General features: G+C 29.9%; 12 protein-coding genes and 1 riboswitch. Of the genes, 2 read left to right on the top strand and 10 right to left on the bottom strand.

The genetic code is table 11. From position 1 onward, the window contains the following. Nucleotides 1–198: 198 nt before the first annotated feature. A riboswitch (cyclic di-GMP riboswitch) is annotated at nucleotides 199–284 on the bottom strand. 237 nt (nucleotides 285–521) lie between these two features. The 4 genes from H8S10_RS07685 to H8S10_RS07670 form a co-directional block, all read right to left on the bottom strand. Further along, nucleotides 522–884, bottom strand: a complete 363-nt coding sequence (locus H8S10_RS07685) for a hypothetical protein (RefSeq protein ID WP_055264350.1) — start codon at nucleotides 882–884, stop codon at nucleotides 522–524. A 258-nt stretch (nucleotides 885–1,142) separates the two neighbouring features. Further along, complete coding sequence (locus H8S10_RS07680) at nucleotides 1,143–2,519, bottom strand: sucrose-specific PTS transporter subunit IIBC (protein ID WP_186838485.1); 1,377 nt, start codon at nucleotides 2,517–2,519, stop codon at nucleotides 1,143–1,145. A 299-nt stretch (nucleotides 2,520–2,818) separates the two neighbouring features. Continuing rightward, nucleotides 2,819–3,817, bottom strand: coding sequence for a LacI family DNA-binding transcriptional regulator (locus tag H8S10_RS07675; RefSeq protein WP_186838484.1), 999 nt, complete (start codon nucleotides 3,815–3,817; stop codon nucleotides 2,819–2,821). 122 nt (nucleotides 3,818–3,939) lie between these two features. Beyond that, nucleotides 3,940–4,926, bottom strand: coding sequence for a Gfo/Idh/MocA family oxidoreductase (locus tag H8S10_RS07670; RefSeq protein WP_186838483.1), 987 nt, complete (start codon nucleotides 4,924–4,926; stop codon nucleotides 3,940–3,942). A gap of 783 nt (nucleotides 4,927–5,709) precedes the next feature. Between H8S10_RS07670 and H8S10_RS07665 the strand changes: the two genes are divergently transcribed. Then, nucleotides 5,710–6,576 carry an amidase domain-containing protein gene (locus H8S10_RS07665; protein WP_186838482.1) on the top strand — a complete coding sequence of 289 codons (867 nt, stop codon included), beginning with the start codon at nucleotides 5,710–5,712 and terminating at the stop codon, nucleotides 6,574–6,576. A 123-nt stretch (nucleotides 6,577–6,699) separates the two neighbouring features. Here the strand turns inward: H8S10_RS07665 and H8S10_RS07660 are convergent, their stop codons facing one another. The 3 genes from H8S10_RS07660 to H8S10_RS07650 form a co-directional block, all read right to left on the bottom strand. After that, on the bottom strand, nucleotides 6,700–7,875 hold the full coding sequence (locus tag H8S10_RS07660) for a malic enzyme-like NAD(P)-binding protein (protein ID WP_186838481.1): 1,176 nt from the start codon (nucleotides 7,873–7,875) through the stop codon (nucleotides 6,700–6,702). 24 nt (nucleotides 7,876–7,899) lie between these two features. After that, nucleotides 7,900–8,508, bottom strand: a complete 609-nt coding sequence (locus H8S10_RS07655) for a copper homeostasis protein CutC (protein ID WP_055264362.1) — start codon at nucleotides 8,506–8,508, stop codon at nucleotides 7,900–7,902. 75 nt (nucleotides 8,509–8,583) lie between these two features. Next, nucleotides 8,584–9,546 carry a N(4)-(beta-N-acetylglucosaminyl)-L-asparaginase gene (locus H8S10_RS07650; protein ID WP_186838480.1) on the bottom strand — a complete coding sequence of 321 codons (963 nt, stop codon included), beginning with the start codon at nucleotides 9,544–9,546 and terminating at the stop codon, nucleotides 8,584–8,586. 213 nt (nucleotides 9,547–9,759) lie between these two features. Here H8S10_RS07650 and H8S10_RS07645 point away from each other — a divergent pair, with 213 nt between their 5' ends. Continuing rightward, nucleotides 9,760–11,346 carry a sigma 54-interacting transcriptional regulator gene (locus tag H8S10_RS07645; RefSeq protein WP_055264366.1) on the top strand — a complete coding sequence of 529 codons (1,587 nt, stop codon included), beginning with the start codon at nucleotides 9,760–9,762 and terminating at the stop codon, nucleotides 11,344–11,346. Nucleotides 11,347–11,485: 139 nt separating this feature from the next. Here H8S10_RS07645 and H8S10_RS07640 read toward each other — a convergent pair whose 3' ends face one another. The 3 genes from H8S10_RS07640 to H8S10_RS07630 form a co-directional block, all read right to left on the bottom strand. Then, nucleotides 11,486–12,868, bottom strand: coding sequence for an aspartate ammonia-lyase (locus tag H8S10_RS07640; RefSeq protein WP_186838479.1), 1,383 nt, complete (start codon nucleotides 12,866–12,868; stop codon nucleotides 11,486–11,488). Between the two features lie 482 nt (nucleotides 12,869–13,350). After that, a complete protein-coding gene (locus H8S10_RS07635; RefSeq protein WP_055264370.1) occupies nucleotides 13,351–13,908 on the bottom strand; it encodes a Fe-S-containing hydro-lyase in 558 nt (185 codons plus the stop codon). Between the two features lie 2 nt (nucleotides 13,909–13,910). Next, nucleotides 13,911–14,753 carry a fumarate hydratase gene (locus H8S10_RS07630; RefSeq protein ID WP_055264372.1) on the bottom strand — a complete coding sequence of 281 codons (843 nt, stop codon included), beginning with the start codon at nucleotides 14,751–14,753 and terminating at the stop codon, nucleotides 13,911–13,913. Nucleotides 14,754–14,894: the final 141 nt, after the last annotated feature.

Below are 14,894 nucleotides of genomic sequence, written 5' to 3'. Positions count from 1 at the left end.
TTGAAATAATTTTTATTCCCAGAGGAGTACATTAAAAAAAGCTACTCCAAAAGAGTAGCTTAATAATCATAAGTAATAATATTTATATAGTAGCCTTTATATTGATTCTTTATAAGTAAAAATACTCACTAAAAAATAAATATTAGTTCAAAATATATAAATTTACTAACCTTATAAAACAAAAAGTATAATGTACCCTTTGGCAACTGGCTGACATAGTTAAAATAACCTTAGTCCCTATAGCTTTGCGTCTCTAGATTTCCCTAGATTTGCCTATTTAATTTTCACATGTAAATAATACCATATTTTTCTACGGTAAATCAATATATTTATTTTATACTATTTTTTATTATTTAATAGTAACTTCTTGTATTCATTTTACTTTTTTTACATTGTTATCAATAGCCTCATAATTTATTATATTACATATCTTATTACATGTATCTAAACGTAAAGTAAAAAAGCTACTCCAAAAGAGTAGCTTAGTAAGTCAAAATTATAATATTTCTTATAATAATACATTAATAAGGGAAAAATGGATATGGGTACGGATATGGATATACTGGATAAATAAACGGATACCTCAATAAATCCAATCTGTTTATTCTATTGATTGGAAATTTTCTTCTTCTAAATCTTCTATATCTATTAGGGCCTTTATATCCCATAGGTTGTTGACGACTCATATTATCTCCATCATCAATTACTACATCTTCTCCAACTAACACTATGATTTCATCACTATCATCATCCACACCTTCAATAATTCCATCACAAGTACTTCCATCACTCATTATTAAGACAGCATGATAAGATAAATATGTTTTACATTCCTCTTTTATTGAGCTTAACTCCCTATAACATCCAACTACTTCCAAAGACATATAATTAACACTTCCTTTAGTTAATATGGTATTCTTATATGTCTATATTTGTTCTATATTATTTAATTATAATTAATATTCAGGTTAAAATTTATTATATTTCTTATCAAAACAATAATTACTAGCTATATATTATTCATTTTAATTTGCTAAACGTATAGCCTAATATATTAATACAAAAAGAAGAAATTGTCCTAAGACAATTTCTTCTCTTCATAACATTTAATTATTAATTTCTAATTAATAATTATTGATTTACTAAGCTTCTTCTTTAATTCCCATAAACATAGTAGCTACAAATGCAACACCTACTGCAATAACTAATCCTATTATATAGTGAAGCGTTGATCCTGAAGCTGTTATTGCCATACCTGGTATACCTGTAACACCAACTGCAGTCATTCCAACTTTCATTGCTACAACATAAGCTCCACCAATTGCACCACCTATTGCTGCCCCTATAAACGGAGTCTTGTATCTTAAGTTAACCCCAAAGATAGCAGCTTCAGTTATACCAAATAATGTACTTATAGCTGATGGTAATGCAATAGCCTTCATCTTTTTATTCTTTGTTAATAAGAATGCTGCGAAACACGCTCCCCCTTGAGCAACGTTTGCCATTGACCAAATTGGTAGTAATGTATTAACTCCTGTTTCAGCTAAAACACTAAGCTCTACAGCGTGGAAACTATGGTGAATTCCAGTAATAACTATTGATGAATAAGCTCCTCCGAATAAAAGCCCTGCAATTATTCCTAACTTATCTATTGCAAATGTTAAGAACGTACTAATTCCCGCACCGATAAAGTTAGCTGCTGGCCCTATAACTGCTAATGCTAAGAATCCTGTAACTAAAACAGTTATTAATGGAGTTAATAATATATCAAGTAATTCTGGAACAATTTTTCTAGTTCCTTTTTCTATATAAGACATTACAAAAATAACTATTAATATAGGTAATACTGTTCCTTGATATCCAAGTAAAGGCATATCAATTAAGCCTAAAACTTTAATAGTTTCATAACCAGTACCTTGAGTCCATGCATTTTGAAGTGCAGGGTGAATCATTATTCCACCAACTGTTGCTGCTAAGTATGGATTACATCCAAATACCTTTGCTGCACTAATTGCAACTAATATAGGTAAGAAGTTAAATGCTGCTGAACTAAACCAATCAAGCATCATCCACCACCAAGTATTAGAATATTGTTCTAATCCAAACTTACCTGCAAGCCCTAATAATCCCATTAAAAGTCCTGCCGCAACTATAGCTGGTATAATTGGAACAAATATATCTGATAATACTTTTGCTAATCTTTGTAATGGATTTAGCTTCTTAGCACCTTCTGCCTTTACGTCAGCTGTGCTCATCTCTTTAATTCCTGTAATATTTGCAAACTCAGCATAAACTTTATTTACTATGCCTTGCCCTATTATTACTTGGAATTGTCCTCCATTCATAAAAGCACCTTTTACTAAGTCTAAATTCTCGATTTCCTCTTTGTTAATTAAGCTCTCATCTTTTACAACTAATCTTAATCTTGTTGCGCAGTGTGCTGCACTAGCAACGTTTTCATTACCACCAATAAACTGTAATATTTTATTGGCACAATCAAAATACTTATTTGATCCCATCTTTACTTCCTCCTTGTAATTTAAAAGCTATGAAACACACTATTCATATATATCCGTATGTGTATACTTACAGTGTAATTTCATTTATTTAAAATCCCATACTCTACTTTAAAAAGTCTTTTTAATATTTTCCCTGCTTAGCTTCTTCATATTCCACTACACCAGGGAACGTTCCCACATTTTGCATAAGAAAATACTATCTTAAATATACTTAATATGTTTTTTTGATAATATTTATATTCCTCATTTAAAGGGAACGTTCCCATGCATAAGAAAATAATAACCTTTTCATAAGGTTATTATATACTGTCTCTTTCTATAAGTCCATAGTTAAGTTTAATATTTTTATACAAGTTTTTTGAGGAGTTTATTCCATTTCCTAGAATTTCGCATATTATTTCAGCACTTTTTCTTCCTGAAGTTTTATAATGAAAGTGAATTGTTGTTAATTTAGGCGTTATTACTTTTGATATTCTAGAGTCTCCCATTCCCATTACCACAACATCTTCAGGTACTCTATAATTATTTTCTCTTAAATACTCTATTACCCCAACTGCAATATTATCAGTAACTGCTAAAATTGCAGTAACATCTTTATCATTTTCCATTATTTCTTTAGCAAGATTATATCCACTTTCAGATGAAAACTCTCCAACCTTTATATAATTTTCGTTTACCTTTATTCCTGAATCTATAATTCCATCAATATATCCTTTTGTTCTATAATGTCCAACTGATATATCTTCTTTATATACTCCAACAAAGCCTATATTTTTATGACCTTTATCTATAATATACTTTACACTATCTTTTGCAGCATTATAATCATCATGGTAAACTGATGGATAACCATTAATTTCTTGACCTACTACTACAATCGGAACTTGAACATCATTCATTACCTTAATATGAGCATCTGTCACCTTCGTTGCTATAAATATAATTCCATCGACATTATTATTTTTAAATATGTTTAGATATTCAATTTCTTTTTCTATAGATAAATTTGTGTTAGCAATAAGAACATCATATCCTTTAGGAGAAAATATATCTGTCATTCCTTCAACAACTCTTGCTATTGTTTCAGAACTAATTTTAGGAACTATAACTCCTATTAAATTTGTCTTCTTAGTTCTCATGCTCTTAGCATGTCTCTGTGGTTGAAACCCAGTTTCATCAAGTACTTTCTGTATCTTGCTTCTAGATTCTTCACTAACATATCCACTATTAAGATATCTAGATACTGTTGATTTTGAAACCCCAGCCAACTTAGCAATATCAATTATATTTAAAGCCATTTTCTTTTCTCCTTTTTCCTTACACAGTAACATTTCTTCTTTTACGAAGCAGACTTTTCCCTTTTAGCGAAATCTAAACCTTTCACCTTGAATTAGTCAACTCTTCAGTTTTTCATAGTAAACTAATTTCTGTCTGCTGGATATACAAGACCAATCTGTCTTCTTGCCTCATCCATTATTTCCATTACATTTTTAGAGAATTCTAAAGAATTAATCTTTGATTCTTTTTCTCCACTTTGTATTATATTAATAAATTCTTCAATTTCATAGCACATATTATGTTCTTCTTGATATTGAGTTAAATCTTCAACATTCCCATCTCTATATATAATCTTAACAGAGCCCATTGTATTTATTCTATCTATTATCATAGTCCCCTCTTCCCCCTGGATTTCTGTAGGAAGATGTGAATTAGATATTTTAGAATATATTACTGAAGCCTCCTTATCATCATACTTAAATATTATTGTTCCCTCTCCATCTGCTCCTGATTCAAGCATATAACTACTTGCCTTTATTTCATTTGGTCTTCCAAAAAGAGCTACCATAGGCGCTATAGTATATACCCCAATATCCATTAACGCTCCATTTGATAATTCTGGATTAAATGCATTTAATACTATTCCTTCTTTATACTTATCGTATCTTGATGAGTATTGACAAAAGCTTGCGAAGTATCTTCTTACTTTACCTATCTTGTGAATATTCTCCATGGCAACCTTAAAATTTGGCATAAGCGTAGTTTTCATTGCTTCCATTAGCACTACATTATTCTTCTTAGCAGCTTCTATCATTTTATTAACTTCTTTTGTATTTGAAGCAAATGCTTTTTCTCCTAATACATGCTTTCCATTATTCATAAATAATATAGCTTGCTCTGCATGTAGCCTATTAGGTGATGCAATATATACAGCATCTATTAAATCACTTTTCGCCATCTCTTCAAGACTAGTAAATGTATTTTGTACGCCATATCTATTGGCGAACTCTTTTGCTTTTTCTTCTGTTCTTGAGTAAACTGCTGTTAGTTTAAAATCTTTTACTAAACTTGCTCCATCTAAAAACCAAGTTGTTATATTATTTGTTCCTACAATTCCAAATCTAATCATCTCGCCATACACCTCTTTATATTAATTTATAATTATCATACTTTAACTAATTTTACTTTATTAATACATCTACATAGTGTAAATATAGTATCTTAGACTATAAACATAATAATTAATAATATGTTTTTGTCTACTTTATTCATAAATCAACCCTATCCCAAAATATACTTAAAATGTACTGATTTATTTTTCCTGTTAATATTAATTTTACCTTTACATTGAGTATATACTCAATACTTAAGGGAAATATAATAAATATTATTTGATTTTTATAAGGAAACTCGCTACTCATATACATTCGTAGGAGTAACTTCAAATTACCAAATCATAGATTTGGATTTTCAGTTAAGGAAACTCGCTACTCATATACATTCGTAGGAGTAACTTCAAATTACCAAATCATAGATTTGGATTTTCAGTTAAGGAAACTCGCTACTCATATACATTCGTAGGAGTAACTTCAAATTACCAAATCATAGATTTGGATTTTCAGTTAAGGAAACTCGCTACTCATATACATTCGTAGGAGTAACTTCAAATTACCAAATCATAGATTTGGATTTTCAGTTAAGGAAACTCACTACTCATATACATTTGTAGGAGTAACTTCAAATTACCAAATCATAGATTTGGATTTTCAGTTAAGGAAACTCACTACTCATATGCATTCGTAGGAGTACTCTTACAGAGTAAGTTCAAGTTACCAAATTAAAATTTGGACTTTCACTTAACTTCGATTAACTAAATCAAAGATTTAGAATCTCACTTAAAGAAGGTATAAAAATGAAATTTTTTAATAATGATAAGTATTTCTCAACACATCTTAAAAATTTTTTATATTTTATAGCTTATAGTATTTTTATTATTACTCTTTTCTTTCTTTTTGCTCTTAATATTTCTAAAACAAGCAATTTAAGTTCAAATAATTATGGTTTAGAAGATGAAACATTTGATGTAGGTAGTTTTAACAAAAATACTATTTCTCTTGAATTAAAGGCTACAGAATATATTTCAGATTTATTTTCAAAAAGAAATAATGCATTTTTAACTGGTGAGGTACATGATTTATCTATGTTTTATAACTTAACTCATACTAATAGTACCTATTCATTTAATAATGAACTCAAACGTATATCTTACTTAAGAGATTGGGCTATTGAACGTGGTATAATATTCACTTCTATAACCTCTAGTGTTACAATAAAGGATTTAAGAGATACTGGTGATATGATTACTTTCAAAGCTGATGAAAATTGTGAATTTAATTATGTTTACTACGATGATAACACTGTAAATACATTTAATGTAAACTTAATTCATATACTCTCTCTTAATAAAATAGATAATAGCTTTGAAATTGAAAAAGACTACTACTTAGACTTTTTAAATAATACCTCTAATAATTATGCTTATAATCTAAATGGAAGTCATTTAGAATTTTCTAAATCTTTTAATAAAAATTTTGTTATTACAGATAACCTTAATATTGGTGACATAGTATCTTATAAAAAGTTCAACTTTGTTGATCATAAAGGGGTGGTTTGTGGATATGATTCTAAAAACTATCCATTAGTAAACTCTACCACTATTAATTCTAATAACATACCTTTTGATTTAGGCTGGAAAGAAAAAAATATTTATAAGGAATAATAAATAAAAATATATATTTAAAGAGATTGTATTCTTATTATATAAATAATTAGATACAATCTCTTTACTAGTTATTATTTCATCGTTAAATTATCTAGTTCACTATTAATTTACTTATCTTTATTATTTTATTCTAGCAACACCACTATCAATTGCTGCTTGCTTTACTGCTTCTGCAACAGCTTTTGCTACATTCTTATTAAGTGCTTTTGGAAGTATATAATCCTCACTTAATTCTTCTTCTGAAACTTCATTAGCTATAGCATGTGCAGCCGCTAACTTCATTTCTTCATTTATATCACTTGCTCTTACATCAAGCGCTCCTCTAAATATACCTGGGAATGCAAGCACATTATTAACTTGGTTAGGAAAGTCTGATCTTCCAGTTCCTATTATTCTAGCTCCACCTTTTTTAGCATCCTCTGGGAATATTTCTGGTACTGGATTTGCCATGGCAAATATTATAGCATCTTTATTCATTGTGCTTACCATTTCAGTTGAAAGAAGATTTGGTGCAGATACCCCTACAAATACGTCTGCTCCTTTAATTGAATCAGCTAAAGTACCACTTTCATTGTTAGGATTAGTTATTTTAGAAATCTCAACTAAAGATGGATCAGTGTACTCTTTATTTCTCTCTATAATGCCTTCTTTATTGAACATAACTATATTCTTTACTCCAAAGCTTAATAAAAGCTTTGCTATAGCAACTCCTGCTGCTCCAGCTCCACTCATTACTACCTTTAAATCTGAAGGTTCTTTCTTAATTATCTTTAAAGCATTCATTACTCCTGCTAAAACTACTATAGCAGTTCCGTGTTGATCATCATGAAATACTGGAATATCTAACTTTTCTTTAAGTCTTCTTTCTATTTCAAAACATCTTGGAGCAGATATGTCTTCTAAGTTTATTCCACCTAAAGACCCAGCAATTCTAGATACTGTTTCTACTATTTCATCAGTATCTTTAGTGTTTAAAACTATTGGAAATGCATCTACATCTGCAAAGTTTTTAAATAGTATACTTTTTCCTTCCATTACTGGTAAAGAAGCTAATGGTCCAATATCGCCAAGACCTAAAACAGCTGTACCATCTGAAATTACAGCAACTGTATTACATTTTCTTGTATAGATATAAGCATTGTTTGGATCCTTTGCAATTTCTCTACAAGGTTCTGCAACACCTGGAGTATAAGCTAAGCTTAAATCTTTTTCATTATCTACCTTAGCTCTTGAAACTACTTCAAATTTTCCTCTTAATTCTTCGTGAAATTTTAATGATTCTTCATATATACTCATATTAAAGCACCTCTATTTCTTTAATTAAACTACTTTACTACCATGAATCTCTACTGTATTTGTATATTCTAAAAGATAATCTCTATTTTCTTTAGTAACACTTTTACCTGGCATTATTGAAATTCTTCCATTTGCATACTCTGAAAATGCCTTTAATTCATCTTTACCTTCTATAGCATTTGCTTTTCCACCCTTTGTAAGAATTCTATTTATTCCTAACTCAGCCAATTTATCAATAGCTTTATATTTATCATCTATTTCATCAAATGCCATATGGAATGTAACACTTAAACCTTCGCATTCTTCTAGCAAAGCTTCTATAGTTTCTAAATCTATCTCTTTTTCCTTTAAAGCACCTATTACTACTCCATGAGCTCCTAGTTTTTTACATACTTTAATATCTTCCTTCATAATTTCAACTTCATCAGAAGAGTATTCAAAATTTCCACCTCTAGGCCTTATTATAACCATCACTGGTATATTAGTTTTTTCAACTGCAAGCTTTATAGTACCATAGCTTGGTGTAGTACCATCCTGCATTAAGTTATCACATAACTCTATTCTATTAGCGCCACGCTTTTCAGCTTCTATTGCCTCAATATAGTTACCAACACAAGCTTCATAAATAGCCATACTCCTATCCTCCCACTAAATAATAGTATTATAGAAACTCCCTAAGAAGTTTCTACATAAATTCTTAACTCTTAACTAATCAAAAGTCACTGGTGAGTTTATTCTCTTAATATAAGCATCTAACCATTCTTGACTAGCTGGTTCATATGTAGTAACTCCATTTTCTTGTTTATTACATACATAAACTTGTGGCTCTTCTCCATCTCTTACTACTGAGAATGAGAAACCAGCTATATTTGTAGCTGCGCCAAATTCACCTTTGTTATTCATACAAACTACTGATAAATCTCCTGATTTTCCTCTTCTTCTTGTTAATTCATCATGTAACTTTGAAACAGCTGTATCTGCAGCTTGTTGTGGAGTCATTCCTTCTTTCATTAATCTTACTATTTCATAAGATATACAACCTTTCATTAAGTCTTCTCCAAGACCTGTTGCAGAAGCTCCTCCAACTTCGCTATCACAGTAGAATCCTGATCCTGAAACTGGTGAATCCCCAACTCTTCCTCTTCTCTTCATGAATAATCCACTTGTGGAAGTAGCTGCCACCATAGAACCTTCTGAATCTAATGATATCATTCCTACTGTATCATGTCCATCATATGGGCTTAATCCTTTTTCTATTGTTTCTTTTCTTCTCTTTTCATAGAATTGCTTAGCTCTATCTGTTAGCATGTTAACTCTTTCAAATCCATTTTTATGAGCATATTCTTCGGCCCCTGTTCCAACTAAGAAACAATTAAATCTTTCCTCACTTAACTTTCTAGCTATGCTTATTGGATTCTTAAAATCTCTAATTCCTCCAACAGCTCCAATAGATAAAGTATTACCATCCATATATGCTGCATCTAATTCAACTTCACAGTTTTCATTTGGTAGTCCACCATATCCAACTGATTTGTATAATGGATAATCTTCTACCATTTTTATAGCTTTTTCTATAGCATCTCCTGCTGTAGCTCCATTATTTAAATCTTTTGCAGCTTCCGTGATTCCTTCTACTGCCATTCTCCATGTTGCAATCATTCCATATTTCATAATATCATCCTCCCAAACGTCCATCTTATATAATATATTTTAGCAATTTTTATGCCAACATAATTACCCATTGATTTCTATTGTAAGAGTGTTGTAAAATAATACATATTCAATTGTTTATTAGGAAAATCGACACACTTTTTTAAATTAACACACAAATTAACACTATAGATAAGATTCGTTGTATACAATTACATCTGAGGGGTGAGCTTTATGAAGAGAATTGATCTAATCCTAAACTCTATAGAACGTCTTGATAAAGGACAAGGTGTTACTACTATAGAAATAAGTAAAACATTAAACCTAGAACGTTCTAACGTTAGTAAAGATTTAAACAAACTAGTTTCACTAGGTAAACTTTACAAAAATTCATCAAGGCCAGTAAAATATTTTTTAAATTCGCCTAATGTCATAAATTTTTCTGCGAGATCTTCTATAGATAATCTTGCTTATTTATATCCATCATTAGCACCAGCAATTAAACTTGCTAAAACTTCTATTATTTATCCACCAAATGGTATGAATTCACTTATAATAGGTGATACAGGCGTTGGTAAATCAATGCTAGCAAAGCTTATGTACGAATATGCACAATCACTTTCGCCATCTGAAACGATGCCTTTTGTACATTTTAATTGTTCAGATTACTCTAACAATCCACAATTGTTAAGTGCACATCTTTTTGGAGTTAAAAAAGGTACATTTACTGGAGCTAATGAAGATAGACCTGGTCTAATTGAACAAGCTGATGGTGGCTTCTTATTCTTAGACGAAATACACAACCTTCCAAGCGAAGGTCAAGAAATGCTATTTGTATATATGGATACAGGATATTTCAAAAGGTTTGGTGAAGTTTCTAAACAGCTAAAGTCAACTACAAGAATTATTTGTGCAACTAATAAAGATATAAACTCATCTTTATTAGATACTTTCATAAGAAGAATACCTATAAAAATAAGTCTTCCCGGACTTAATGAAAGACTTCTTGAAGAAAGATTAACTTTAATTGAGTACTTTTTAAAAGAAGAAAGTTTGAAATTAGATAAACCAATATTAGTTTCATACAACGCAATGTTATGTCTATTATCATATCATTGCCAATATAATATAGGTCAGCTAAAAAACGATATTACCTTAGTTGTTGCAAATGCCTTCTCTGATTATTTTATAAATAATAAGAAACAACTTAAAATTAATAGTCCTGATTTACCAGAGCTTATTAAGAGTATGTCTAACTCTCCATTAATAGAAGAAAAAGAATTATTAAATTCTCTAAACTTTGAACATGGATATATTACATATGATGCAAGTACAGAAATCACAAGTCACTCTTATGTAAAACAACGTCATGTTATATTAGGTTGTTTTACAAACTTAATAAAAAACATAGATAATATCGTGATAAATAAGGATACTCCTAGAGAAACTATAAATAATCTTTTTGAAATATATTTAAATATTATTAATGATAATAAAAGTAATTATAGATTTTCATTAAATGACTCTGCATTTAAGCAATTTGTAGATGAAGTTTCAGCAAGCAATGATTCTATAAAAAGAGCTTTTGAAACTAGTAGAATCGAAGAATTTTTCAAGATTCATATTGATTTAATTTATGACAGAATAAATTTGCTAAACTTTAATCCATTACCTGTACTAAATAGATTAAAGTCTTGTTTCAATAAAGAATACAATTTAGCATTTGATATTACATCTGTTATGGAAAAAACATATAATATAAATATTTCTTCAGTTGAAGTGCTATTTTTAGTACTATTTTGTATTTATATAAATCAGTAACTACGTTAGATAAAGGTTAGCTATAGCAGATTCATATCAAACACTTAAGAATTAACTCTAAACTATTAACTGTTAGCTCTTAAATAAAATAAAAGGCTGTGCTTACACAACAGCCTTTTATCATGTTTATGTTTAAGTTTTAGTAAGTTAGCATTTTTTCAACATTTAGTAAGCTTACAATTTCTGAAGAGCTAAGCTCTGATTCTTGTTCAGCAACTTCTTTAACTTGTTTTCCTGTATAAAGTGCTTTTTTAGCTATTGATGCAGCCTTTTCATATCCTAATACTGGAGCTAAAGCTGTTACAATCCCTATACTTCCTTCAACCAACTCTTTACATCTCTTAACATTTGGTTCAATTCCTAAAACACAATTATTTATAAATGTATCTACCCCATTAGATAAAATATTAATTGATTGATATAGGTTATATATTAATACTGGATAGAATGCATTTAACTCTAGTTGTCCTGATTGAACAGACATAGATATAGTTAAATCATTTCCCATTATTTGAAACGCTATTTGCTTCATTACTTCTGGTAAAACAGGGTTTACCTTTCCTGGCATTATTGAAGAACCATTCTGTTTTGATGGCAACTTTATCTCTCCCAATCCTGTTCTTGGCCCTGAAGACATAAGTATTAAATCTCCAGCAATTTTGCTTATATTAACTGCACAAGTCTTTAATTGAGATGATACTTCTGAATATTTATCTAAATTTTGAGTTCCATCAATTAAATCTTCCACTTGATAAACATTTAATCCAGATACATTGCTTAATTCATCAACAACTGTATCCATATACTTTCTACTTGCTGTAATACCAGTTCCTACTGCTGTACCACCTAAGTTAACTCCTAATAGCTCTTCTTTAACAGCATCTATTCTCTTAACATCTCTTCCTATAGCTCTTGAGAAAGCTTTAAATTCAGCTCCTAAACTTATTGGAACTGCATCTTGCATTTCTGTTCTTCCCATTTTAACTATATCTGCAAACTCTCTTGCTTTTTCACTAAAAGCAATTTCTAATGCCTTAAGATTATCAACACATTTAACTAAATATTTATAGGCTGTTATACTTCCTGCTGTTGGTATAACATCATTTGTAGATTGTCCCATATTTACATGATCATTTGGATGTATTGGATAATATTCACCTTTTGCATGACCTAATATCTCATTTGCTCTATTTGCAATTAGCTCATTCATATTCATGTTTAAAGAGGTGCCTGCTCCCCCTTGAATAGGATCTATAATAAATTGGTCTATAAATTGTCCAGCAATAACTTCATCACATGCTGTTACAATAGCATTAGCTAATTCTTCTTTTAATTCACCAGCTTTCATATTTGCAATAGCACACGCCTTTTTAACAATAGCTAAATCCTTTACAAACCTTTCATCAACATTTAAACCTGTAATTCTGAAATTTTCATACCCTCTTAAACTTTGTACTCCATAATAAGCGTCCTTAACTATTTCCTTAGTTCCAATAGAATCTCTTTCTACTCTAAAATCCATTGTTATTTCCTCCTAAAGTAATCTTTAAAATAAATATCTATACTATTTACTTTAGCAAAAGCCGTGCCATTTTAATTTTCCTACGGTTTTTCTTAGTATTTTTTTAATAAATAACTCTTTTAACTCAACATAAAAACAAAAACCTACACACTAAAAAATACTGTGTAGATTTTTAAGAGCTATTTGGTTAAGATAACACACTTAAATCTTGTGACTTTTAGATAAAATACACTATTTACATACCATCTATCCTTAACCATAAAATATTCGTTACGTGTATAGATCTATCTTATATAGATTATTCTCTTTAATCTGCTTAACCTATAAATGTTTTTGTAATTTTACCTTTATATTTTCAAACTGCGTTTTTTTAATGCGTTAATATATTTGTTTATATTTAATAACTTTAATTAAAGTCAGTAAAATAATCACTTATATAAATAAAATGCATACTTTCTTTATTCTGCCCAGTTTATTCTATACTATCTTTTTAACTTCAAGTACTCCTCTCTTCCTATCTTATAAAGATTATTCCCTTCTGAATCTATAATAACTATAAGCGGTAAGTCCTTTATTCTTATTTTTCTTATAGCCTCTGCTCCTAAATCTTCGTAAGCTACAATTTCACACTCTTCTACCCTTTGTGCCATTAAAGCTGCAGCTCCACCTATTGCTCCAAAGTATACAGCTTTATTTTCTACTATTGATTTTACTACTTCGTCATTTCTCTTACCTTTACCTATCATACCTTTTAAGCCTAAGTTAAGTAATTGAGGGGTATAGTCATCCATTCTATAACTAGTTGTAGGTCCTGCTGAGCCTATGACTTGTCCTGGCTTTTCTGGCGATGGTCCAACATAATATATAGTTTGGTCCTTTATCTCAATAGGAAGTTCTTTTCCCGCTTCTAATAATTCAATTAATCTTTTATGTGCTGCATCTCTTGCTGAATATATTACTCCAGATAATAATACAGAGTCTCCAGCTTTAAGATCTTTAATCTTATCATAAGTTAACGGAGTTTCTAATCTTATTTCCATATTTAAACCTCTCTTTCCTTATGCCTAGTTGCATGACAATTTATATTAACTGCTACAGGTAAACCTGCTATATGAGTTGGATATACTTCAATATTAATTCCTAATGCTGTAGTTCTTCCTCCAAACCCTTGTGGTCCAATTCCTAACTTATTTATTTCTTCTATTAATTCTTCTTCTAATTCTTTATAAAATTCTATTTCACTACTTTGATCAATTGGTCTAAGTAATGCTTTCTTTGCTAAATATGCTGCTTTATCAAAAGTTCCACCTATACCTACTCCAACAACCATTGGTGGACATGGGTTAGGTCCTGCATTTTCAACTGTTTCTAATATAAATTTCTTAACACCCTCTATTCCATCTGAAGGTTTAAGCATAGCAATTCTACTCATATTTTCTGAACCAAATCCCTTTGGTGCAACTGTTATTTTTACTTTATCACCTTTAACTATATCATAGTATATTATTGCAGGAGTATTATCCTTTGTATTTACCCTATTTAAAGGATCTTTTACAACTGACTTCCTTAAAAACCCTTCCTCATATCCTCTTCTAACGCCTTCATTAATTGCATCCTCTAAGCTACCACCTGTAATATGAACATCTTGTCCTAACTCTACAAAAACACAAGCCATCCCTGTATCTTGACATATAGGCATATTATTATCTCTTGCTATATCAGCATTTAAATATATCTTTTTTAACACATCATTAGCTAAAGGATACTCTTCCTTTTCGATACTATCTTTTAATCCATTTCTTATATCGTCACCTAAATAGTAGTTTGACTCAATACATAATTCTTTTACTGTATCAATTATCTTCTCAACGCTAACTTCTCTCATTTTCCCCTCCAAAAACTTTTTAAAATATATTGTTTATGAGGAGGTATAAATTATACCTCCTCATATATTTAAATTCCTAATTATAGTTTACATTAATTTTTATAAACTTTTGTTGATAGGATATATTTACGCAGACACATA

This window comes from Clostridium sp. NSJ-49, from assembly GCF_014287725.1.
GTDB lineage: Bacteria > Bacillota > Clostridia > Clostridiales > Clostridiaceae > Clostridium > Clostridium disporicum_B.
The sequence above is the reverse complement of the archived record's forward strand: the minus strand, read 5'-3'. Positions and strand labels throughout refer to the sequence as shown.